The following is a 23,607-nucleotide window of genomic DNA, read 5'->3' on the forward strand; positions in this document are numbered from 1 at the left end:
AATGTAATCCCTCTTGTGCAACACTTAATTCACAAATACAATCTTCAAAGTCATCAAGTCGTTCGTCCTTTTGAAATGGTAAAACAAATTCAACCCGACCTTATTATGGATGCCCTCCAATAGAAAGCATTTCTCGATGCCGTTTACCTTCCCGAGCGCGTATATTGAATTTAAATGAAGTTTTCCAAAAAGAGAACGCTATTCCAATACAAAACTGATGGTCACCTGTGCTGTAATCTCGATTTCACCAATGGCAAGCGTTTCTTGCGGTAGGGCATCGGCTTCTTTGGTAAAAAACATTTCCGAACGTTGCACGGTTGGAAATAAAATAGAACCTGTTTCTGCAATTTGATGGGCTTTCCCTACTTTTTGCTGTAAGGGAGCCGTGTAATCATGGGCGCGTTTCAAAGCATCTTGTGTAGCCATTTTTCGGTCTTGGGTTTTGTATTCTTCCAGCTTTGTTGCTTTAAATTCTACTCCCGAAATGGCATTAATCCCATGATCCACCAACCCCATCACCAGAGCATCATATTGTTTTAAATCTCGTAAAGTAACTTGCATATTCTGAATCGCTTGGAAGTGAAATTTATTTTTTTCACCTGTATACATGCGACCCAAATGAACCCCTGTAGTTTGCATATCGTTGGCGGCAATCCCAAACTTTTTCAAATAGCGCAGTATGCCATCCACAGAAGTATCATTAATCTTCTTTACCTCTGTGGCCTCTTTTCCTTGGTTTTCAACGCCAAAAGAAATGATAGCATAATCAGGGGCTACTTTTATCTTACCTTCACCTGAAACAGTGATTTGGGGGAGTGATTTTACATCTTGGGCATGGGTATACATTCCAAAACTAAGCAGCAATAGGGCAATAATTTTTCTCATTTTACTATTTTTTAGGTTTTAATATCGATAACAAAAGTTATGCCTTTCTCACTTTCTTTTTCTTTCTATAAAAAAAAGAATAACGATAGGTAATACCAACCCAGCGACCAAAAGGGGTTGTTTGAAAAGTAATTGAGGTGCTTTAAGCAACGTAAAAAACAATCCTGCCATTGCTCCGCCAAAATGAGCCGCATGGCCAATACCATCATTTTGCGCATTCATCCCATAAATAGAATATAACAAATAACCAATTCCGAATAAATAGGCTTTGATGGGAATAGGGATAAAAAATAAATACAACTCCATATCGGGATTGAGTAAAATTGCCGCATAAATAATTCCCGTTACCGCTCCCGAAGCTCCAATGGCAGTATAATGGTACTGATTTTTGTACAAAGCCAAAGTCAACATACTTCCCACCAATAAACTAGCGCCATATAAAAACAAGAACGTGTACAAACCCAACTGATACATCACTATTGGCGCAAAAAAATACAGGGAAATCATATTGAAAGCCAAATGCATAATGTCACCATGCAAAAACCCAGAAGTTACCATTCGGAAATGTTCCCCAGCACGAATACTGCCTATATGAAACATGTATTTTCGAAAAAAGGAAGAATCCTCCCACCCTTTCCAACTGATCAACGCAGTGACTCCTATTAAGACATACAGTACAATCATATAGCTAATTTTGGGTAAATGTACAAACTTAAGAATTGTTAATTCGAAATAAAATCTTAAGGAAACCCTTTATATTTGCACAAATTTCAAGCATGCAATTACTTGCCTATCTCCTCATATACCCAATAATTTGGTTGATTTCCAAATTACCCTTTCCGCTTTTATACTTATTGTCGGACGGGATTTACTTTTTACTCTACCGTGTGATTGGGTATCGTAAAAAGGCGGTTAGACGCAATTTAGCCATGGCATTACCGCATCTTAGTGAAGAAGAACGCTTACGTATTGAACGAAAGTCCTTTCAGCATTTGTGTGATATGTTTTTGGAAATGATTAAAACCTTATCCATTTCACGGAAAACCATGGAGACACGGTTCACATTCACCAATATGGATTTGTTTCATGCCGTAGAGGAAAAAGGAAAAAGTATTGCCTTGATGTGTGGACATTATGCGAGTTACGAATGGGTTATTTCGATGAATTATTATACTCGATTTAAAGGCTTTGCCATTTATAAACGAATAGCCAATCCTTACTTTGATCGTTTGGTCAAAAAAATTCGATCGCGCTACAAAGCCTATCTAATTACCACCAAAGAAACCAAACCCACTATCGAAAAAAATGCTCACGAAGGGGTATTAGGTCTTTATGGCTTTGCCAGTGATCAAACCCCGCGATGGAGTGAAACTAACTTATACTGGCATCATTTTATGGGTATCGAAACTCCTATTCACATTGGCGCTGAATCATTGGCCAAACAGTACGATATGAATATCATGTTTCTTAAAGTTCGTAAGGTCAAACGAGGTTTCTATGAAGGAACCTTTGAAATCCTCTCCGACAATGTGCATGAGGTTCCGGATTACAAAATATCAGAAGCTTTCATGGCCAAAGTAGAAGCGCAAATTTTGGAACAGCCCGAATACTATATGTGGACACATAAACGCTGGAAGCATAAAAAAAGAGTCTCATAAAAAAATCCCGATTGCTCGGGATTTTTATTTAGGTATACATCTTAGCACGTAACTCTTTTATTTTGGGATCATCCAAGTAATCGTCAAAGGTCATGTAACGGTCAATGGCACCTTGCGGCGTAAGTTCAAGCACCCGTGTGGCCACCGTTTGTGCAAATTCATGGTCATGGGTAGTAAACAACACCGACCCTTTGAAGTTCTTTAAGGAATTATTAAATGCCGTAATCGATTCCAAATCCAAGTGGTTGGTGGGTTCGTCGAGCATTAAAACATTGGCACGAAGCATCATCATACGCGATAACATACAGCGCACTTTTTCACCTCCTGACAAGACATTACATTTTTTAAGCGCCTCTTCTCCTGAGAAAATCATTTTCCCCAAAAATCCACGTACATACACTTCATCGCGTTCTTCTTCGGTTTTAGCCCACTGACGCAACCAATCGACTAAGTTAATATCGGACTGAAAAAACGCGTGATTATCGTTGGGCAAATAGGACTGAATCGTGGTCACACCCCACTCGTAGGTTCCCAAATCGGCTTGCAAATGACCGTTTAAGATTTCATAAAAAGCAGTAGTGGCGCGAGAATCTTTTGAAAAGACTACAATTTTATCGCCTTTCGCCATGTTTAAGTCCACATTTTGAAATAAAACCTCACCATCGATAGAGGCCGCTAAATTTTGGATGTTCAAAATCTGATCACCCGCCTCACGTTCTTGTTCAAAAATAATGGCAGGATAACGGCGGCTAGAAGGCTTAATTTCATCCAAGTTGAGCTTTTCCAACATTTTCTTACGTGAAGTCGCTTGCTTCGATTTGGCCACATTCGCACTAAAACGGCGGATAAATTCTTCCAACTCTGCCTTCTTCTCTTCTGCTTTCTTGTTTTGTTGTGCCCTTTGTTTGGCGGCTAACTGACTCGATTCGTACCAAAAGGTATAATTCCCAGAGTAGTGGGTTATTTTTCCAAAATCAATATCCGAAATATGCGTACACACAGCATCCAAAAAGTGACGGTCGTGCGAAACCACAATGACCGTATTCTCATAGTTCGCCAAAAAGTTTTCTAACCAACCAATGGTTTCAAAGTCCAAATCATTGGTCGGCTCGTCCATAATTAATACATCGGGATTCCCAAATAAGGCTTGGGCCAAAAGAACGCGCACTTTTAACTTCCCCTCCATCTCCGCCATTAACGTGTAATGAAACTCTGAACCAATACCCAAATTGGACAATAAGGCGGCAGCATCACTGTCGGCATTCCAACCGTTCATTTCGTCAAACTGAATTTGTAATTCCCCAATTCGGTCGGCATTTTCATCCGAATAATCAGCATACAAGGCATCCATTTCGGTTTTTATCGCATGAAGTACTTTATTTCCCATCAAAACCGTTTCCAATACCGTATGATCGTCAAACATGTTGTGGTTCTGATTCAAAACGGACATTCGTTTCCCTGGCTCCAAAATCACTCGCCCCGACGTAGGGTCCATATCACCTGCTAAAATTTTTAAAAACGTAGACTTTCCGGCACCATTGGCACCAATAATCCCATAACAGTTTCCAAGCGTAAACGAAGTATTCACTTCATCAAACAAAATTCTTTTTCCAAACTGAACGGATAAATTAGATACAGTTAACATGTAACAAGTGGATTTTAAATTCGGTGCAAAAGTAAGCAAATAGGGCGACTTTAAACGCCTCAATGATTTGTTTTTTTATCCTTACCCAGTGTCCTTAACGTCTGTTTCAGAATTGAAAAACCTGCAAAAAAGCAATTATTTTTACCATGAATAGACATTCAAAAAAATGCGATTGTAGCCCTTTTCAGCAATCCATCCAATTTTCAAGCAAGGTTAAATTAATAAGCGAATTTTGAGACCTTCACTTTTAACTAATGGTTAACAATATATTGCACGGGTACTAAATACATTTGCGAATTACAATAGAAGTGTAGATGAATTTCAAAATTGCCTCAACGTATGGTGCCCTAGCTGCGGTAGTACTTTCAGTATTGACGTCTTGTAAAAAAGAGTTCGATGCCGACAACTATGTAGCGTACTTTGGTGGTGAAGTTGAGAATCCACAATCGCGTTATGTCCTCTTTTGCCAAAATAATGTGGTATTAGACACGCTTCCATTGAAAGCCGACAATACGTTTTTTGTCAAATTTGATTCTCTAGCGCCCGGCTTGTATACGTTCAAACATGAGCCGGAGTACCAATACGTATATTTTGACAAAAACGATTCGATACGCGTTCATATTGATTCTAAAGATTTTGACCAATCTATCATCTTTTGTGGTCGAGGCGATCAAAAGAATAATTTCCTAATGGAAATGTATCTTCGTAATGAGAAAGAGAAAAATAAAATTTTCGACATCTTGGATTACGATGCACCAAAGTTTCTCTCCTACATCAACAAAGTCAATGCTGACAACATCACTTTTTACAAAACCAAAAAAGAGGAAATCAAATGGAATGAGGAATTTGATGTCTACGCCCAAGGCATGTATCTTTTCCCCCACTACACCCGAAAAGAAATTTACCCCATTGTGCACAAAATGCGTACGGGCAATGACGTAAGTAAATCGCTTCCAAAGGATTACTATGATTTTCGAAAAACCATTGATTTTAGTGATGAAAAAATGACCGATTTCAGTCCGTTTGTCATGTACCTTAACTATATGCTCAACAACGTTGGGTCCATTCACTACCACAATCATTTTTCGGAAGTCGACTTGGCGCTAAAAACCAACGTTAACAAACTCAAAATTGCCGATACGCTTATCAAAAACGAAAAAGTCAAAAATATCGTCGTCAACAGCATTGCCTTTCAATACTTATTAGAAGACCAAAACATGGTGAACAACCAGGAGTTTTTGAAATACTATTACAAAATCGCTACCGATAAGAGTAAGAAGAATGAAATCTTGAAACTAGGAAAAGCGATTAACCAACTCACCGATGGCAAAAAGTTACCTTCGGTGACCTTACTCGATACGGCAGGCAAAAATGTCAACTCGTCTTCTCTTATCACCAAAAACACCATTTTGTTTTTCTGGAGTGAAGAATTAAATTCCCACCTCGTGGCAGCGCACAAAAAAGCGTTGGAGCTGCAAAAGAAATATCCAAACTTAGAGTTTATCGCTATTAATTTGGATAAAAATTCGGATACTTGGAAAGAGGCGCTTTCAAAATACGCTTTCGGCCCGATTCGCCAATACCATTGCTCCGATTTTGAAGAAATAAAGAACAAATGGGCGATTACTAAAGTGCACCGCACCATGATTATCAACAAAGACCTCACCATTAAAAACGGATTTACGAACATGTTTGATATCCGTTTTGAGCAAGACTTACAATAAAAAAAGCCCTGATTTTCACGTCAGGGCTTTTTGCATTCAGTATGTATCGTTTTTACGAATTTCCTTTTTGGTAATCGGCAATAAACTGTGCTAACCCGATATCGGTTAGCGGATGTTTTAACAAGCCTAGAATTGCCGACAACGGTCCCGTCATCACATCAGCACCAATCTTTGCGCAATTCACTACATGCATGGTATGACGCACAGAAGCGGCTAAAATTTCAGTTTCAAAGCCGTAATTATCATAGATTTCGCGAATCTCTTGAATCAAATTCAAACCGTCAGTGGAAATATCATCCAAACGGCCCACAAACGGCGAAACATAGGTTGCCCCCGCTTTGGCGGCCAACAAGGCTTGCCCCGCAGAGAACACAAGCGTCACATTGGTTTTGATGCCTTTGTCAGCGAAATATTGACACGCGCGCACACCGTCCTTGGTCATGGGTAATTTTACCACTATCTGTGGATGCAAATCGGCCAATTGCTCGCCTTCGCGCACCATTCCGTCGAAATCGGTAGCGTTCACCTCAGCACTCACATCCCCTTCGACAATAGTGCAAATGTCCACATAATGCTTCAAAATGTTGTCCAAACCCGTAATCCCCTCTTTGGCCATCAACGAAGGATTGGTGGTTACTCCATCCAAAATTCCCAACGATTGGGCCTCGCGAATCTCATTCAAATTCGCCGTGTCAATAAAAAACTTCATAGTATAATAGTAAAAAAGTTGTGTTTACACATTGTGTTTTCGGGCGCTTCCCCTCCATGCTTCCGGGGCCGGGCTGTCGGGAGTCGCTACCCTCGTCACCTCGGGCGAGCTTCAACAATCCCTCCATCCCTAGCGCAACACTACAAAAGTACAACACCGGATTTGAATGAGGAAATTTTGTTGGGATTTAGTGACTAGTGATTAGTAGTTAGTGAGACTGCGACTGCTACAACTCATAATGTTTCATCAACATTTTCTCATACACCCGATCGGGCAAAACCCGTTTCAAAACAATGGAAAACCGTTGCATAAAAGCGCCAATCTTATAATGCAATTTAGGGTGTTTGTTTTGTATAATTTGATAAATCGCTTGGGCCATTTCGCGCGGATCACTGCCCGAATCAACGTGTGCGTTCATCGCTTCTAATGTTTTACCATAGGTTGTTTCATACGCTGAACCTGCCGCTACCGGTGCATGATACCTTCCGGCGGCTATGTTGGTCGCAAAATCGCCGGGAGCTACATTGGTGACCTGAATCCCAAAACTTTTTACCTCCATACTCACAGCTTCTGTAATGAGTTCTAACGCGCCTTTTGAGGCCGAGTAGACCCCGCGATACGGCAATCCCATATACCCCGCTATTGATGTGACATTGATAATCAAGCCCGATTGTTGGGCACGCATGGAAGGTAAAACCGCTTTCATCACCTCAATAGGGCCGAACAAGTTGGTCTCAAAATTTTGGCGAATCTCCGCGGTAGGGATTTCTTCTATCGGACCTGTAATGCCTACTCCAGCGTTGTTGACCACCACATCGATACGACCGGTTTGGGCTAAAACACGGGTAACCGCCGCTTGGATACTGGAAACGTCACGAACCTCCATGGGGACCAACGGAAATAGGGAATGGGGATAGCGTTCAGGATTCCGACTCGTTCCAAAAACGTGATAGCCCTTTTCGTGTAAAAATTCTCCTATCGCTTTCCCAATACCCGAGGAAGCCCCAGTTATAAAAACCACTTTTTGCATAACCCTTTTGCTATTAAAAATGTGAAGGTGTCCTGTGAAGGTGTCCTTTATTCCAATTCTTGTCCAAATTGTAAAATATAATGGTTGTTGTCGTAAATGGCGAACTCCCGCATGCCCCAATCAAAATCCTCCATAGGATAAGCAACTTTGACCGAATCCTTGACTTGATTCCACAATACGGTCACCTCATCGGTTTTGATGTAAAAGGTTCCTGTAAAAAAAGGATGTTCAAAACGGGTTTGTGCCGTAGGTCGGGAAACCATCAATTCACATGCATCGCGATGAAGCGTGGCCCACCCCCATTCTTCACTGTAATTACCTAATTGGAAACCTAACTTTTCAGTGTAAAATGCCACAGTCTCGTCCAAGTGATGCGTCCAAATTAAAGGGACAATCGGTTCAAATTTCATGAAATCTATTTTGGGTTAAAGATACTTATTTCCAACGAATGCCTAGGCCTTGTCCTGTCGATAATTCAATGACTCCTGCGTTGATGGAAGTTCCTGTAGCAATGTCGTTAGCAATGAGATTGGAACCGTCTAAATCGGCGTAATCACACATTGGCGCCAAAACAGCCCCAGCCGAGATTCCGATTGTAGATTCGGTCATACACCCAATCATCACTTTGAAGTCCATTGCTTTGGCCGCTTTAATCATGGCTAATGCCGGTGTGAGTCCTCCGCATTTCATGACTTTCACATTCACCGCCGAATAATGGTTTGCCAATAAAGGCAAATCGATTTCATTTTGAGCCTCTTCATCGGCCATCCAGATCACGCCGTCCTCTTTTGATAAGCGTTGGTAGTTACCAACCCCTATAGGCATCGGCTGTTCTACATAACGAACACGATGTCGGTTGGACAATTGTGTCCAATGCATACAATCATCGGGAGTCCAACTCGCATTGGTATCCAAAGCAAAAGAAAAATCGGTAGCCATCAATTGTGCCAATTGTTCCCGTTGAAAACCATGGCATTTTACCTTAAATGTGGGCCACTGTGACGCCTTCATTTTTGCTATTTGTGTAGAAGCATTATCTACAGAAATCGTCCAACTCGAATGAGGAATATTGGTGGTTGAAATGGCATTCCAATCCAAAAAGGAGCGCTTTTCCAACTTCCCCATTAAATCCCAATAGGCACAATCCAAAGCGGATTTTAAGAAATTGGGCAACTGCCATTGGGTCAATAAGGCGTAAAACTCGGGTGGAGAATGCATTCCAAAGTTGGAAATCGCTTTTTGATGCTGGAGTAGTAGTTGCTCAAAGTGCTTTAAATCAATACCATAATAGATAAGTGCCGTACATTCGCCATAGCCCGTTTGACCGGCATGGGTCAACTGAACAATCAAGGCATCACGATAGTCATATTGGCCGTAGCTAATGGAAAAAGTTTCCTTCAATTGAAGCCTAACAATATGCCATTGAAGCACCATAAAGTAACAAGAAAAAATTGCAGAAAGAGCAAAAAAAAATGGCAAGCGACCTACATCGCACCGCTACAACCGCATACCTTTGCTATGTTCCCATCCTGGAGGATTTTGCAGGAGCTGGTCGTGTAGGACTTGCCATGGCAAAGATACATTCTTTTTCATTTTTTACAACATCTTTAGCGCATAAATAATACATTTGTGAGGTATAAAATGCAAGGACCTTACTATGAAAACCATTAAATCCTTCACCATCATTTTGTTAGCCAGTCTTTGGGTAATATCTTGTGCGCCCACCGAATCGGGATTGCGTATCGATACATCACAAATCAAGACTACTTACACCGCTGGAGCAACGGTTTCACTGGCGATCACCAATCCGAATCAACTCAAAGTCGATAGTGTGGCGTATACCTTTAATCAAAAACGAATTGGAAGCTCCAACGGCACTACCCCTTTCCGATACTCGATTTCCGAGAAGAAATTAGGAACCTACCCTCTTGTTGCCGCCATTTACGCCGAAGGCAATACCACGCAAGACACAACATCCCTAGAAATCGTATCGGCGGTTACTCCCAAAATTTTGAAGTATCGTATAGTGAATACGTTTCCGCATGATATCAGTTCGTATACCCAAGGATTGGAGTTTCACCAAGGCATCTTGTATGAAGGAACGGGGCAATACGGACAATCAAAGCTCATGAAAACCGACTACAAAACGGGAAAACCTTTGCTTAGTTCCTCTTTGGATGCAAAATATTTTGGCGAAGGCATTACCATTTTCAACAATAAAGTGTACCAACTCACTTGGCAAGAACAGACCGGGTTTATGTATGACCCTCAAACGTTGCAAAAAATCAAATCGTTTTCTTACGACCGCGCCATTGAAGGGTGGGGTTTAACACACGATGCTACACATTTGTACCAATCCGATGGGACTGAAAAAATCTATCGGTTGGATCCCGAATCGCTAAAAGTAATTGATATGATTACGGTGTATTCTTTGGATTCCATGGTTAAAAATTTAAATGAACTCGAATGGGTTAATGGAAAGATTTACAGTAATGTATACCAACAAAACGCCATAGTTCGCATCGATCCTGCTACTGGGGCGATTGAAGCGATTTTAGATTTATCGGAGTTACTAAAACAAATCACGCAACTTCCCGAAACGGATGTACTGAATGGAATTGCCTATAATCCCGCTTCACAAACCTTTTTTATCACAGGTAAAAAATGGGATAAGATGTTTGAAATTAAAATTGTTGAATAAATGTAGTCTCCGAGTGTTATTCCAAAATCGTTTACTGAGAATTGGTTGGACTTAAATCCCGCTGAATAAGCGCGATTTGTTACCTTATGCCATCAAAAAATTTTTGAAGATCAACAATAATTCGAGGAAGAAGCACAAGCGTTTATTGCCCAATGCAAACGAAACCAAGCGATGGAGGCCAAGCAAAATTTTTGGTCGAAAAAAAAAAACGAAAACTGATTAAGAGTTAGTTCGATTCAGGGAGAATATCATACAAACCCCAATTCCGTTCAGGACGGTAGAACAATAGATCCCCAACGACTTCCAAAGGACAATCAAAATTATTGGCATACAACGCTCCTGTACCCAATCCCTGAGGTCGGTTGGATTGTAAGGTGTAGGTCCATTGCGCAATCGCATTCAATCCGATATTACTTTCTAAAGCTGATGTAATCCACCACCCGATACCCAAAGATTCAGCCACTTTAATCCACTCCAAACTCCCTTTGAATCCTCCAACAAGAGTGGGTTTTAAAATAATATACTGAGGACGGAGGGTTTCTAGTAACTCCCTTTTGGCCTCCCAGCCCGTCACTCCAATCAACTCTTCATCAAGGGCAATGGGGATAGGCGATTCTTGACATAAAGTGCGCATGACCTCCCATTGTTTGGGCGCTATGGGTTGCTCAATGCTATGCAATTGATATACGGCCAACTGTTTCAACTTTGAAAGCGCCTCTTCGGGGGCAAATGCTCCGTTGGCATCGACGCGTATTTCGAGTTTTTCAGCATTAAATTGCGATCGTAAAAAACTGAGCAAGCCTAACTCTTGTTGGAAATCAAGTGCCCCGATTTTCATTTTTACACAACGGTATTCGGCTTGAATTTTGTCCAAAAGCTGACGATGCATAAACGACCTATCGCCCATCCAAACCAATCCGTTGATAGGAATAGCTGCTTTGCCTTCGGTAAATTCGGAGGGAAAAAGTAAGGCGGGATGAGCACTGCGCAAAGAACGAAAAGCCATTTCCAGCCCAAATTGAATCGATGGAAAACCGTGAAGTGCTTCATATAAAGCCTCTTCACCCAAATGAATATGATCGCAAACCCATTGCAATTTTTCTTCATAATCCGGTCGGTCGTCAATACTCAACCCTCGAAACATCCCGCATTCGCCTATTCCAGTTTGACCACCTTCATTCAGCGTTAAAAACCAAGTTTCTTTGTACGCCATTTGACCGCGGGAGGTCCCCACAGGACGAATAAAATTCATTTGATATCGTAAGTAAAAAGCTTCCATTTATTCCATCAAACGTTTGATCTTGGGCAAATCTTGATTGGGTAATCCCGAACGTTCAAATTCTTTAATATCATTGAGGACCTTGACTTTCCATGGGGTTCCATCGGGAAGATTTTGCATAACATATTTTTTATACAATGCTTTGGCTTCTGTGACTCTATCCGTAAACAAATAAACATGAGCTTGTGCCAATTGCAGACGCAAATCGGTTGAGGACAAAGACGTTGCTTGCTCCATTAAGGCCGCTGCTTTAGTCATTTGCTTCGTGCGAAGATAGCAATAGGACAAGCCTGCATACAATAGTGGGTCTTGCATCCCTGATTGTATTGCAGATTCAAATTGTTCTATCCCTTCCTTGGTTTTCCCTTTTAGAAATAAACGAAGGGCTTGGTCGTGAATTTTTTGGGCATACTTGGCTTCTAATCCCAGCTGCTTTAATACCAGTTTTTCCGATTTCTCGAGAAGTAACTCGCGTTCTTCGGGGCGCAATTGACTGTAGGTTTCAAAATTCATTTGCTCCATTACCTGTTGCAATAAGGCCACAGAAAACGTTTCTTTTTGAGCGAGATAGAACGCAATGGGGCGTTTTAAAGCAATTTTTAAAAAAGTCGCTCTTCGATCAGCATTCCATCCTGTGGTGGCTTGTGCATCAATCCAAGGCACCACTTCAAGAACAATTTTTTGGTTCATTAACCAATTATCGCTTTCAAATACAAACCAAAGCGTTCCGGGTGTATCTTTCATACATCCGTGTGTCGCCGATAACAATCGGGCTTCTTTGTTTATTGGATTGGATTGGGTGTAACAAGCTTGGGTTGGCTTTCCTGTAGTAAGGTATGATTTTGCGGCTTTTTCGTCCAAAAAAACGGCAAACGTGGCTTTGTCATTTCCACTCACTGTAGAAGCTAGAAACACAGCCCCAGCGGTACCCTGAGAAATCCCTGTAGGATCGGGAATGGCTTTTAAAACGGAAACCAAACTCGAAGCTAACTTTTGATTATCATCCATCAGTGTGATGCGATACACGATTTCGGTTGTTCCTTCGGGAAAGGCATTGGTTTTAATCATCTTTCGTTCGCCCGCGCGCACCTCAATCGTTTCCGACGTGGTTCGCATAGTATCCCAATATCCTTTCGTCTTTTGGGCCCAAACGGGAGAGACAAAAAGCATCAATACAACAAGTAAACTTCGAATACACATGCCAAAATATTTTACAAACTTATCATCCAAAATCATGCCTTAGACCGAAAGGGATGCACCGATCGTCAATAAGGTTAGTGCTTTTCCCGCATCCGCAAATGCCTTTTTGGCCGCTTCATGATCGATTTCAATGTAGCCAAAAGTGTCGTAATGATAGCCTAGTACCTGTAAACACTGCACAAAATCGGCAGCGATCACCGCATCATGTACATCCATGGTAAAATTATCACCTATAGGGAGCACTGCCAAATCCAAAGGGGTGCGCATCGGAATCAATTTCATGTCATAGGTCAGCGCCGTGTCGCCAGCAATATAGACATTCTTTTCCCCTTCCAATACAAAGCCTCCAGGTTGTCCGCCGTAACTACCATCGGGAAACGAACTCGTATGAATGGCATTGACATAGCGCAACGTACCGAAATCAAATCGCCAACTACCTCCGTGATTCATCGGGTGGTACGGCAATCCTTTTGCGCCATAGTGGGAAGCAATTTCGTAATTGGAAATAATGGTGGCTCCTGTATTTTTAGCAATGGCTTCGGCATCCAAAATATGGTCTTGGTGCGCATGCGTCAACAAAATATAGTCGGCTTTGAGTTGCATAATATCAATATGCGCCGCATTGGGATTCGCTGTGATAAAAGGATCAACTAATAGTGTTTTCCCGTGCGTTGCAATTGAAATACATGCGTGTCCGTAAAATGTAATTTCCATAATGTGTGTGGTATGTGTTCTATTCAAATAGCGTTGAAAGTAAGTACAATGTCTCGTCGGAGAAAAAGAAAATAAGTTGCAACGCCATCACTACACTAATAAAAAAGGTACTCAAGGCGACTTTTTTCAACTCTGGATCCAACAACCGGGGTTCGGTGTTTTGACGCACGCGTTTTAAATGAAAAATCAGCGGCAAGTAAAACACCACAAAGAAATAATTATCAATATTTAAGTGGTGTGGATTAACATCATATTCCATATCAAACCAGTAGGCAAAGGCTAAAAACAAAACCATGGCTGAAACAATCAAAAACTGATGGTATTTTTTACCCCATACCCCGCCGTTTTTGACAATCAACGTATTTTTTCCCACTTTACGATCGGAGGCTTCATCGCGCATGTTATTCAAATTCAATACCGCCACACTCAAAAACCCAATCGCTGTTGCTGGTAAAAATAAAACTGGGTCCAATTCTTTTAATATCATGAAGGAAATACCCACGGTACTTACCCATCCGAAGAATACAAAAACAAAAATATCGCCCAAACCGCGGTATCCGTAGGGATTTTTACCAACGGTATAACGAATGGCAGAGGCTATAGCTAATATTCCAAGGACAAAAAAGATAAGGGAGTACAAAAAATTTTTGACACCAAAGGCTTTGTAAATCAATAGAATGGCCGAAACCAACGTGAGAAAAGCCGTCACAAAAATAGCATACCGCATGGCACCCGGCGTAATTGCCCCGCTTTGGATGGCGCGTTGTGGTCCCACTCGATCTTCATTATCAGTCCCTTTTACCCCATCGCCATAGTCATTGGCAAAATTGGATAAAACCTGAAGTCCCACTGTGGTCGTGAGGGCTAAAATGACAATTTTCCAGTTAAATCGGGACTGGGACATCGCAAAAAAACTTCCGACTAAAATGCCCGAAATTGACAGCGGTAAAGTACGAACCCTTGCGGCTTCAATCCATTGTTTCATAAACCCATGCTTTAATTACATCCAATTGTGATTTTGGCTTTCTAAACCGTAGAGCCAACGATTGACATAATGTTTTAACGTGTCAAAGTTAGCTAAATAAAAACTGATATTTCCTGCAGCAGTATGCAAAGTTACCGACCCTATATTCAAATTTTTATGCCAAAACAATTGCGAGGTAGTAATCGCCTGAATTTTGTCGGTTTCTAGAATGTCAACTGCAATATCCCATGCTCCCGAGCGACGATGAATGTACTGATCGCCTACATAAAACGTATAATTTTTATATGAAAAATAATGGTACACCGATAGTAAAATAGTATAGACTGCCAACACCCCAAAAAACAAACGGTTTGAAACCTCTTCAAAATAGGATTTGAAACAAATAGCTATCACAACGGGAAGAAATACAGTGAGAAACAGATTAAAAACCAAACGTCGCCAGTTGGCTTTCAACACCAAACCCATAGGCGGTTGATGTCCGTAGATCAAGTCCAAAATCGCTTCTTTTTCACGGGCATTGCAGCCTGGGACTTCAATACGGTCTTTTTGTTGATTTTTTTCATCGCTAATGGCTTGACGAATTTTCATTTCAAGCACATTCAACTTTTTTTGAAAATAATTTTGAGAAATGACTACCGATTGCACACGTGAGGGACGTAAAACGGTATTTTTTGTATTGATTAAACCAAATGAAAGCAACAAAGAACCTTGTTGCTGTTGCATGGTATAGTTAAAATAACGAAGTACCGTTCGCCCTAAATTAATCAAAAAGACAAGGGTAAAAAGGCTTGCTATCCCGAGTACTATCGAATAGAATACCGATTTATACAGCCAATCTTGTTCCGAAATTTTCTCCTCAAGCCAAGCTTCTTCACCAATTTCGTGTAATTTTCCCCAAATGGAAATAAAGAAGGTTAGAATCAAACCCACACTTTTGATATAGTTGGAGGTAATTCCAATTTTAATCAGACTGATAAAATGAATTTTGAGAAAGGGTTTTGGGGCTACTATTTCAGGTTGTTCTTCAAGCGTTGCTTCTGGAATTGTGGCCATTTGATTATCAATCAATGCTTTTTTTAAGGCCAACGCCACAGCACGAGAAACGGCTTTGATTTGGGCTTCATGACGATCGGCACCTGCCGTGTCCACTTGAATTCCATACACGCCAATCAACCGTTGTAATAAATTTTGCGTAAGATTAACTTGCTGAATTTTTGATAGTTGAATTACGGTTTTTGTTTTTGTCAAAATACCATCAAACACGATAAACTCACCTAAGTCGCGATCAATATGAAAGGTAAAATGGGTAAACCGCAAATAGGCAATGCAGGCCACCAACAAAAAGGTACCCATCAAAAGCATAAACAAAATAAAGGCACTGATGGTTCCTCCTTTCAATACAATGATTAAAATGATTGGCGCTATGGCACGTAAAATTTTTTGCAATGAATCGAGAAAAAGAAGGAGCACCCCTACTTTGGATTGCTGTTGGGGTTCTTGAAACTGAAAGTCCATCACAGTTCTTTTTGAATTTTACCCATCAACAATTGCTTAATCCGTTCGGCATCTTCTTTCAAAATTCCGGGAATCTTGATATCGCCTCCATGCACGCCGGCAGTGTAAATTTCAACTTGTGCCAACCCAAAATTTCGCGACAAAAACCCTTCGTGTAAGGCCACGTGTTGCACGCGGTTGTAGGGAATGATTTTGGTGTTGGTCGCAATAATTCCGTATTGAAAAAGTACATCATGTTCACGAAAGGCATAAGCTTTTTTTCGATAACTGAAGTACATCATTACCGCAATCAATCCGATGCATACCAAGCTACCGCTCCAAAAAACAAGCGCTTCTATCGATGAAAAATCATCGGCTTTTGCATAGACAAAAGAAGCCACGAGCATGAGTGCCAAATCAAACCCCAAGGCTTGTAGCGCAACCACTTTTACATACGTAGCGTGTAAGGGATGTAAAGGAACGTGCTCAAATTGTGGAAGCTGTTCAATAGACAAGGGTTCATTGGTAAATTCCATACAACATATTTTATAATCGATATCCCAATCCAAAAGTTAACAAATGACCGTTTACATTATTTTCAATCGGCAAATAAGTGTACCCCATACGCAACTGTGCTTGGGAAAAGAGTTGCCATTCCCAGCCCACTTGCAAGGTCAATGGACGGTAATTCTCGGATACTTTAAAGGTAGAACCCGGCGTAAACACGGGATCAAACGGATCGTTCAATTGCAAACTGGAACGGGGAATTTCAGACTTGATTTGAAAAAGTGCGACGCCAATATGAGCATACGGGCGAAACGTAGCACTCAGTTTAAACGATGCCCCAATGGTTGGATTCAACATCACCATATCGTTAACGTCCCATCGTGTAAAGGTTCGATTGGCATCACGACCGGAAAAAAAATTGAGGTCTATCGCCGCACGAAAATCAACCTCAGGTGTTTGTGCAAAAACATAGGACACATCTAGTCCCATAATGCCGTTGTAGCTTGCACTGAAAACATTTTCATTGCGAATATTTCCCACATAATGTAGCCCAACGCGCCACGGTTTTTCAATGGTTTTTATTTCCTCTTGGGCGTGTAAAACGCCTACAATCAGTAGCAAAATATACTTTAAATAACGAATCATAATGGTTTGATTTTAAGGCAACCATTTTTTCTCAAAATTTGGCTTTCTCTTTTCTAAAAAAGCATCTCTACCCTCTTTGGCTTCGTCGGTCATGTAGGCCAAACGGGTCGCTTCTCCAGCAAAAACTTGTTGCCCCACCATGCCATCGTCGGTAAGATTCATGGCGAATTTTAGCATTTTGATGGCTGTAGGCGATTTGGCCAAAATTTCTTGTGCCCATTCGTAAGCGGTTTGTTCCAAGGCTTCATGCGGAATAACGGCATTGACCATCCCCATCTCAAAAGCTTCTTGAGCCGAATAATTCCGACCCAGGAAAAAGATTTCCCGCGCCTTCTTTTGTCCTACCATTTTCGCAAGATACGCCGACCCATATCCGCCGTCAAAACTGGTCACGTCGGCATCGGTTTGTTTAAATATCGCATGTTCTTTACTCGCCAAAGTCATATCACAAACGACATGCAAACTATGTCCTCCTCCCACGGCCCAACCGGGAACCACGGCGATGACAACTTTCGGCATGAAACGAATCAACCGTTGTACATCTAGTATGTTCAACCGATGGTAACCATCGTCACCCACATAGCCTTGATGGCCGCGCGACTTTTGATCTCCTCCCGAGCAAAACGACCAAATCCCGTCTTTGGTTGAAGGTCCTTCTGCCGACAAAAGCACAACCCCAATCGATGTGTCTTCTTGGGCATCATGAAACGCTTCCAATAATTCTGCAGTGGTTTTTGGGCGAAAAGCGTTGCGAACGTTAGGACGATTGAAAGCAATTCGGGCAACTCCATTGTATTTTTTATACGTAATATCTTCAAATTCACGTACCGTTTTCCAAGCGATGGCACTCATAAGTCCTCTATATTTTTAATTAGCTTTTTTATTTATCAAAGCGTAAAAATACATTTATTCTGGAGAAAAGTTACCTAAATTAAATCCTAAATTTGGTTAAATTAACGGAATATAAAACCTGCAAAAGCATCCATTTTTTTATCCCTTTTTCCACTTACTAATGCAGGATTTCTCTATTTTTGTACTGAAAAAAGCCCTAAACTTTAAACTGATATTGTATGACCCGTTTTTTTTCTACCAAAAACGCTTTCACCACTACCCTACTTTGGTTGTTGGTGGTTTCTATGCTAGGACTTCTATATTTGGCTTACCGTGAAGGGGAAACGCATTTCATTGCAGCCCTTGTCATTGGATTAACGATAGTTTTTATCCTATGGGTATTGTTGGATACACGTTATGTACTTCGACAAAACTTTTTGTTTTACCGTTCGGGTCCCATTCGTGGACGGATTCCGGTGGGTACAATTAAATCCATCAAAAAACACAAAGGCTTGTTTGTTCCCGTGACCTTGAAACCTGCATTAGACATCAAAGGTTTCATTATTACGTACAATCAATTTGATGATATTTTTGTTTCTCCACAACACGCTGATTCCTTTCTACAAGAACTGAAAAAAATCAATCCAACAATAGAAATATTGTAGTTTTAGGTTTCATAAAGCTACGTTCAAAAGTGCAGAACGTATCATTGATTCATAATATTTTACTTTAAAAAAATCCCTTGCTCCTCAATGGAAATACGGCGGTCTTTGTAGAGTTGACCAATGGCTTTCTTGAAGGTTTTCTTGCTCATTTTCAACACGGTTTTGATATCCTCGGGATGCGAATTGTCATGTAATCCCAAAAAACCGCGATTGGCATGAAGTTCGGCAAGAATTTTTTGAACCGCTGCTTCAATCAACGACTCACCCATTGGTTGAAAAACAATATCTACTTTCCCATCAGGACGCACTTGTTTCACATAGGCCGTATACGTTTTACCAAAACGTAGTGTTTCATCAAATACCTGATTTTGAAAAGCCAACCCTCGGTATTGATGCTCAATAATCACATTAACCCCTGCGTCCGAAAAATGGGTAATCATCACACTCACTTTTTGTCCCGGTTCCAATACAACATCGGTTTCTTTTAGAAAGCGATGAATACGACTCGAAGCCACCAATCGATTGGTTTTTTCATCTAAAAAAACATACACCAAATAGCGTTTTCCTGTTTCCATAGGCTGGGCTTGTTCGCGAAATGGAACAAATAAATCTTTTTCCAGTCCCCAATCCAAAAATGCGCCATAGGCATTCATGTAATTTACCTTCAAATGGGCAAATTGGTCCACCTGCACATATGGCTTCAGCGTGGTCGCCACGGGTCGTTCCATATGGTCTAAATAAACAAACACATCAAGTTCTTCACCCACGGAGTACACTTTGGGTTGATACTTTTTGGGCAATAGAACGTCTGAAGTGCCGTCCGTTAAAAATAAGCCTACTGTGGTTTCACGGGCAATGGTCAATAGATTGGTCTTTCCGATTTGCATGAGGTGTGGTTTTTATTTTTAAACCAAAGATTTAAAAAAGGTACGTAAATAATGATCGTTTTGTTGTGTTGGGGTAAATATTTCTAGTAATTGTGGCCGTTCGCGTTCCCCAAAAAGGGTCTCCAAAGCGGTCTCAAGTGTACTTTCGGAGGAAGCCGTATGATAATCCAATCCGTACATCGCTGCCAAATGTTGCGCTGTAAAACAATGAGATGTTTCAAAAAACGTAGTAAACGTAGGCGTTTCTTCATGTCCAGGGAGAATTCTAAAGATACCCCCTCCTCCATTGTTGATGACAATTAGGGTAAACGTTTTGGGGATATATGCATTCCACAAGGCATTACTGTCGTATAAAAAGCTGATATCGCCCGTGATTAATGTTGTAGGAACCCCACTCGCAACCGCAGCGCCAATTGCCGTCGAGGTGCTTCCATCAATGCCACTAGTGCCCCGGTTACAAAAAACCTCAACACTAGCATCGGTAGAAAACAATTGCGCATACCGGATAGCCGAGCTATTACTCACTTGCAAATGCGTGTGTGGTGGAATTTGGGGTAGTAGTTTTTCAAAAACCTTTAAATCACAAAATGGTATATTGGCGAGATACTCCGCTGCTTTTTGACAACGATGGTCGCGTAGGGTTAAAAAAGTATCACGATAAGAACTCGATACCGCTTGGACTTGGGGTAAAAATGTGCTAAACCATTCGCTGGGCGTAATTTTAAAATGATGAGTCAAACACCCATACGTGTCATACGCCCGAAGTGGATCAATGTGCCAATGTAGCTTGGGAGCATGATTGCGCAACAAGGCTTTGATGCGCTTGGACACCACCATCCCGCCAAATGTGAGCAAAATATCCGGTTGAAAAGCCTCTTTATCCGCCGATTCAAATGGAGTAATCAACGTATCAATCGAATCTATACAATCGGAATGATGAAGATTGGACGTGGTTTCGGTCATCACCAATACCGATGGATCGCTCATCAATTGCTGTAATAGCTCGGAAGGAATTGAGTGCGGCGCATTAACCCCTACGAGAACCAACTTTCGCAGTGCCGTATTCCATTGTTCCACAAAAGAAACAAATGATTCCTGCACCACCGCTTCTAATTTTTTTACTGGGGGCGAACTCACAGCAACCGTTAGTGCAGGAACTCTCTCGTACAAGGGTTCTTCAAAAGGCACGTTCAGATGCACTGGCCCTTTTAGATTTATCGAAGCTTCAATGGCTTCATAAATTAACCTATCATTTTCAACCGAAGCTGTTTCAGTTAAATTCGCATTAAAAACGGTATGCTGCGAAAGTACGTGGTGTTGGCGAATGGTTTGCCCATCACCGATATCAATTTTAGACGCTGGTCGATCGGCGGAGATGACAATCAGGGGGATCTGACTGTAAAAGGCTTCTGCCACAGCAGGATAATAATTGAGTACCGCTGAACCCGATGTACAAACCACTGCCACAGGTTTTTGACATTGTTGCGCTAAACCAATGGCAAAAAAAGCAGCCGATCGTTCATCTGCAATGCTGTAACAGGTAAAAAAGGGTTGTAACGTAAATCCGAGCGTAAGCGGTGCATTTCGCGACCCCGGTGATATGACAATATGTTGAATCCCTTGCTTCCGGAATATTTCTACAACCGATTGTGCCAAAGGAATTTTAGGATAAACCATGATTATTCGTAATGGGAAACAAAGGTACGAAGCGTTTAAGGAATGGGAAACCTTTTTGAGAAAATTATAACGGACGTTTGTGTTTAAAAAGTAATCTATAAAAAACAGACCGAAGAGAAACAACAATCATGTCAGAAATAACATTCGTCGCAGTTGAATACAGCGATCACGATGTGTTTTAGGACATTGAAAGATAAAATAGTAGCCCAAGGTTAGTCCCAGAACCAAGCCAAATGTTAGTAAAGCTGGCCCAAGAAACCTCCCTTGATCTTGCTCACAAGGAATCAAAAAATCCTGTTATGCCTTGTTCGATAAGGAGCATTATCAAAGTCATACCCTGCAAAGTTATGGGATGAAAAGGAATTCCTTTCACGTAGAAATACCTGTTTTTAATTTGTATTTTTGGGCATGGAAATTACGATTCGACCTTACACCGCTTCCGACTTGGAGGCCCTACTCGAGATCATTAACTACAACATATTGAATGCTACAGCGTTGTATGATTACAACCCGCGAACAGCAGCGCATCAAGTCCAACTTTTTGATGAAAAATTGCAAAAAGGGTTTCCCATTTTTGTGGCTACACAGGATAATACAGTAGTTGGTTTTGGGTATTATGGCGAATTTCGGTTTCGAGAAGCCTACCGATTTACCGTGGAACACTCGGTCTATACTCATCCCGATTGGCAAGGAAAAGGAATAGGCAAAGCACTCCTAACCACTTTGATTTCCTCGGCTAGAACAAACGGATTTCATACGATGATAGGTGTCATTGACGCCGAAAATACGGGAAGTATTGCTTTTCATGAACGTTTGGGATTTGAAGTCAAGGGCATCTTAAAAGAAACCGGATTTAAATTTGATCGCTGGCTCCATAGTGTTTTTGTTCAATTAATTCTAAACTAACGACATCCATCTTAAAACATGAACTATCCGCTTCCCTTTTTACTCAAAATTTACGCCTTTATCCTCCAAAGCATCATCTTGTTTTGCGGATATTATTGGAAAATCGAAGCCTGTTTTACCCTAAGTTATGTACTGTCTATTTTTTATAGCGTGGCTTTTTTTGTGGTACCGCTTTGGTTCCCTTCTTCACCCGATGCGAATACCTTTATCATTCCGAGACAAATACACCATTCGATTCTATCTTTAAGTTTGGTGGCTGGGATTGCCTTATTGATATTTACGGGATTGGGATTGCACTTTTTTGAGCAAACGTATCAAGTGCAAACCATAACGGTCTTTTTTGCCATTATTTTAATGACCAACGCTTTTGAAAAACCCAACGAATCCTATCTCCGTTGGGAAAAAGACGATTTATTGATTGTGGGTGCTAAATTTTCAAACACCTTACCGCATGAAAGTATTCTGAATTTTGAAGTGGATGGAGATTCTATTACACTTCAAACAAAGGATGGCATCACACATCATATTGAGAACATCGATTGGGATAAAGAAAAAATGGAACTAGCCAAAGCATTTCTTTGCCGAGAAAAAATTTAATATACTATTGATTTTTTTTCTACAAAGGTTTCAGTTACATTGGCAACTTTAAAATCTACATAGTAATTCGTTTTAAACGACAACACAAAAGTCACGCTACAATTCCCAACATCGCGAAGAATTAAGGGTTGGTAACGAAAAGCACTAGGATCTAAGGCATTTTTGCAATGCAAATAGACGCGAACTTCAATATCGCCTTTGCGATTACGATAGGGAATACACTGTTTTACGTAATCGTTTGACGGTTTTAAAACCTCTTTTTGTTCATCAAAAACACATTGAATTAATTCACGTACATAATGAAATTCTTCAGTACTTAAATCATAAGGTGTATTACGATCCCTTTTTTGGGGGAAATACGTAAAAAGGGCATAATCGGGAAATGGATGCAAGTCAACTACTGACCGTAAAACCGTATTATTTTGAAGAACATCAAGGCGGAAATTTTGCGCTTCTCCCACAAATTCGAGCATCCCGTTTTTAAAAATTGCTTTACCGCCCGCTCCATTCATGTCCTTTCGACTAAAATAAAGTGTGTCGGATTGAATATAGGCCTTACCCTCAAATTTTTCGTATTTGGTGTGCCCGTGATCTTTGGCTTTAGAATTGTATTCAAACGTACTGTCCGAATACCATTTCAATTCGTGTCGGTACTCCACAATATTTCCCGATTCGTGACGCGCGAGCAGCAGTAGCTTCTTTTGGGGTACAGCAACTTCTTTCGGAGATTCCTTACATCCGAAGCAAAGTAGCAAAACAACCCAAGAAACTTGAATTCGCATAATAATCAAAAGGAAACGTTATTGGCTTGCGCCCAAAAAACAAAGCCAAAAATCAAGCACAAATATATAGCTGTATAAACTAACTC

Annotated in this window: 24 protein-coding genes and 1 other RNA gene; 6 read left to right on the forward strand and 19 right to left on the reverse strand. The window is 40.9% G+C overall.

Features of this window, described 5'->3' with window-relative positions; translation table 11 throughout:
* Positions 1–198: 198 nt before the first annotated feature.
* Positions 199–885 (reverse strand): SIMPL domain-containing protein, encoded by a 687-nt coding sequence (locus tag Q0037_RS05925; protein ID WP_297516624.1) that lies wholly within the window; start codon positions 883–885, stop codon positions 199–201.
* Between the two features lie 48 nt (positions 886–933).
* Complete coding sequence (locus Q0037_RS05930; protein WP_297516625.1) at positions 934–1,569, reverse strand: rhomboid family intramembrane serine protease; 636 nt, start codon at positions 1,567–1,569, stop codon at positions 934–936.
* A gap of 92 nt (positions 1,570–1,661) precedes the next feature.
* Here Q0037_RS05930 and Q0037_RS05935 point away from each other — a divergent pair, with 92 nt between their 5' ends.
* The gene (locus Q0037_RS05935; RefSeq protein ID WP_297516627.1) at positions 1,662–2,543 is read left to right on the forward strand and encodes a lipid A biosynthesis acyltransferase; all 882 of its coding nucleotides are present in this window, start codon (positions 1,662–1,664) and stop codon (positions 2,541–2,543) included.
* Between the two features lie 28 nt (positions 2,544–2,571).
* Here the strand turns inward: Q0037_RS05935 and Q0037_RS05940 are convergent, their stop codons facing one another.
* On the reverse strand, positions 2,572–4,188 hold the full coding sequence (locus Q0037_RS05940) for an ABC-F family ATP-binding cassette domain-containing protein (protein ID WP_297516628.1): 1,617 nt from the start codon (positions 4,186–4,188) through the stop codon (positions 2,572–2,574).
* A gap of 314 nt (positions 4,189–4,502) precedes the next feature.
* Between Q0037_RS05940 and Q0037_RS05945 the strand changes: the two genes are divergently transcribed.
* Entirely contained in the window at positions 4,503–5,912 is a 1,410-nt protein-coding gene (locus tag Q0037_RS05945; RefSeq protein ID WP_297516630.1) for a thioredoxin-like domain-containing protein, read from the forward strand.
* 52 nt (positions 5,913–5,964) lie between these two features.
* Here the strand turns inward: Q0037_RS05945 and fsa are convergent, their stop codons facing one another.
* The 5 genes from fsa to ffs all read right to left on the reverse strand — a co-directional run bounded on the left by fsa (position 5,965) and on the right by ffs (position 9,220).
* Positions 5,965–6,621, reverse strand: coding sequence for a fructose-6-phosphate aldolase (gene fsa, locus Q0037_RS05950; RefSeq protein ID WP_297516631.1), 657 nt, complete (start codon positions 6,619–6,621; stop codon positions 5,965–5,967).
* 226 nt (positions 6,622–6,847) lie between these two features.
* A complete protein-coding gene (locus Q0037_RS05955) occupies positions 6,848–7,651 on the reverse strand; it encodes an SDR family oxidoreductase (protein WP_297516633.1) in 804 nt (267 codons plus the stop codon).
* A gap of 47 nt (positions 7,652–7,698) precedes the next feature.
* Positions 7,699–8,061 carry a VOC family protein gene (locus Q0037_RS05960; RefSeq protein ID WP_297516635.1) on the reverse strand — a complete coding sequence of 121 codons (363 nt, stop codon included), beginning with the start codon at positions 8,059–8,061 and terminating at the stop codon, positions 7,699–7,701.
* A gap of 25 nt (positions 8,062–8,086) precedes the next feature.
* A complete protein-coding gene (locus tag Q0037_RS05965; RefSeq protein ID WP_297516637.1) occupies positions 8,087–9,085 on the reverse strand; it encodes an enolase C-terminal domain-like protein in 999 nt (332 codons plus the stop codon).
* 36 nt (positions 9,086–9,121) lie between these two features.
* Positions 9,122–9,220: signal recognition particle sRNA small type (gene ffs / locus Q0037_RS05970), an RNA gene on the reverse strand.
* A gap of 88 nt (positions 9,221–9,308) precedes the next feature.
* Between ffs and Q0037_RS05975 the strand changes: the two genes are divergently transcribed.
* Entirely contained in the window at positions 9,309–10,352 is a 1,044-nt protein-coding gene (locus Q0037_RS05975) for a glutaminyl-peptide cyclotransferase (protein ID WP_297516639.1), read from the forward strand.
* Between the two features lie 226 nt (positions 10,353–10,578).
* Here Q0037_RS05975 and menC read toward each other — a convergent pair whose 3' ends face one another.
* The 8 genes from menC to Q0037_RS06015 are packed head-to-tail and all read right to left on the reverse strand — an operon-like array spanning position 10,579 to position 18,028.
* Complete coding sequence (gene menC / locus Q0037_RS05980) at positions 10,579–11,631, reverse strand: o-succinylbenzoate synthase (protein WP_297516640.1); 1,053 nt, start codon at positions 11,629–11,631, stop codon at positions 10,579–10,581.
* Positions 11,632–12,831 (reverse strand): hypothetical protein, encoded by a 1,200-nt coding sequence (locus tag Q0037_RS05985; protein ID WP_297516643.1) that lies wholly within the window; start codon positions 12,829–12,831, stop codon positions 11,632–11,634.
* A 39-nt stretch (positions 12,832–12,870) separates the two neighbouring features.
* Positions 12,871–13,545 carry a metal-dependent hydrolase gene (locus tag Q0037_RS05990; protein ID WP_297516645.1) on the reverse strand — a complete coding sequence of 225 codons (675 nt, stop codon included), beginning with the start codon at positions 13,543–13,545 and terminating at the stop codon, positions 12,871–12,873.
* A 19-nt stretch (positions 13,546–13,564) separates the two neighbouring features.
* On the reverse strand, positions 13,565–14,530 hold the full coding sequence (menA, locus tag Q0037_RS05995) for a 1,4-dihydroxy-2-naphthoate octaprenyltransferase (RefSeq protein WP_297516648.1): 966 nt from the start codon (positions 14,528–14,530) through the stop codon (positions 13,565–13,567).
* Between the two features lie 15 nt (positions 14,531–14,545).
* Entirely contained in the window at positions 14,546–16,045 is a 1,500-nt protein-coding gene (locus tag Q0037_RS06000) for a PH domain-containing protein (protein ID WP_297516650.1), read from the reverse strand.
* On the reverse strand, positions 16,045–16,560 hold the full coding sequence (locus Q0037_RS06005; protein ID WP_297516652.1) for a PH domain-containing protein: 516 nt from the start codon (positions 16,558–16,560) through the stop codon (positions 16,045–16,047). Before Q0037_RS06005 ends, Q0037_RS06000 begins: the two co-directional genes overlap by 1 nt.
* A 10-nt stretch (positions 16,561–16,570) precedes the next feature.
* Positions 16,571–17,176 (reverse strand): outer membrane beta-barrel protein, encoded by a 606-nt coding sequence (locus Q0037_RS06010; protein WP_297516654.1) that lies wholly within the window; start codon positions 17,174–17,176, stop codon positions 16,571–16,573.
* A 12-nt stretch (positions 17,177–17,188) separates the two neighbouring features.
* Positions 17,189–18,028 carry a 1,4-dihydroxy-2-naphthoyl-CoA synthase gene (locus Q0037_RS06015; RefSeq protein ID WP_297516656.1) on the reverse strand — a complete coding sequence of 280 codons (840 nt, stop codon included), beginning with the start codon at positions 18,026–18,028 and terminating at the stop codon, positions 17,189–17,191.
* Positions 18,029–18,246: 218 nt separating this feature from the next.
* On the opposite strand from Q0037_RS06015, the gene Q0037_RS06020 reads away from it, so the two are divergent.
* On the forward strand, positions 18,247–18,672 hold the full coding sequence (locus tag Q0037_RS06020) for a PH domain-containing protein (RefSeq protein ID WP_297516659.1): 426 nt from the start codon (positions 18,247–18,249) through the stop codon (positions 18,670–18,672).
* Between the two features lie 59 nt (positions 18,673–18,731).
* On the opposite strand, the gene Q0037_RS06025 is transcribed toward Q0037_RS06020, so the two are convergent.
* A complete protein-coding gene (locus tag Q0037_RS06025; RefSeq protein WP_297516661.1) occupies positions 18,732–19,559 on the reverse strand; it encodes a S1-like domain-containing RNA-binding protein in 828 nt (275 codons plus the stop codon).
* A gap of 18 nt (positions 19,560–19,577) precedes the next feature.
* The gene (gene menD / locus Q0037_RS06030; RefSeq protein WP_297516680.1) at positions 19,578–21,236 is read right to left on the reverse strand and encodes a 2-succinyl-5-enolpyruvyl-6-hydroxy-3-cyclohexene-1-carboxylic-acid synthase; all 1,659 of its coding nucleotides are present in this window, start codon (positions 21,234–21,236) and stop codon (positions 19,578–19,580) included.
* Between the two features lie 408 nt (positions 21,237–21,644).
* On the opposite strand from menD, the gene Q0037_RS06035 reads away from it, so the two are divergent.
* Positions 21,645–22,142, forward strand: coding sequence for a GNAT family N-acetyltransferase (locus Q0037_RS06035; RefSeq protein WP_297516682.1), 498 nt, complete (start codon positions 21,645–21,647; stop codon positions 22,140–22,142).
* Between the two features lie 18 nt (positions 22,143–22,160).
* Positions 22,161–22,739 (forward strand): hypothetical protein, encoded by a 579-nt coding sequence (locus Q0037_RS06040; protein WP_297516684.1) that lies wholly within the window; start codon positions 22,161–22,163, stop codon positions 22,737–22,739.
* Here the strand turns inward: Q0037_RS06040 and Q0037_RS06045 are convergent.
* The gene (locus Q0037_RS06045) at positions 22,736–23,521 is read right to left on the reverse strand and encodes a hypothetical protein (protein ID WP_297516686.1); all 786 of its coding nucleotides are present in this window, start codon (positions 23,519–23,521) and stop codon (positions 22,736–22,738) included. The two genes, Q0037_RS06040 and Q0037_RS06045, sit on opposite strands and share 4 nt — an antisense overlap.
* Positions 23,522–23,607 lie beyond the last annotated feature (86 nt).

This window comes from Flavobacterium sp., assembly GCF_027482425.1.
Classification (GTDB): Bacteria; Bacteroidota; Bacteroidia; order Flavobacteriales; family Flavobacteriaceae; genus Flavobacterium.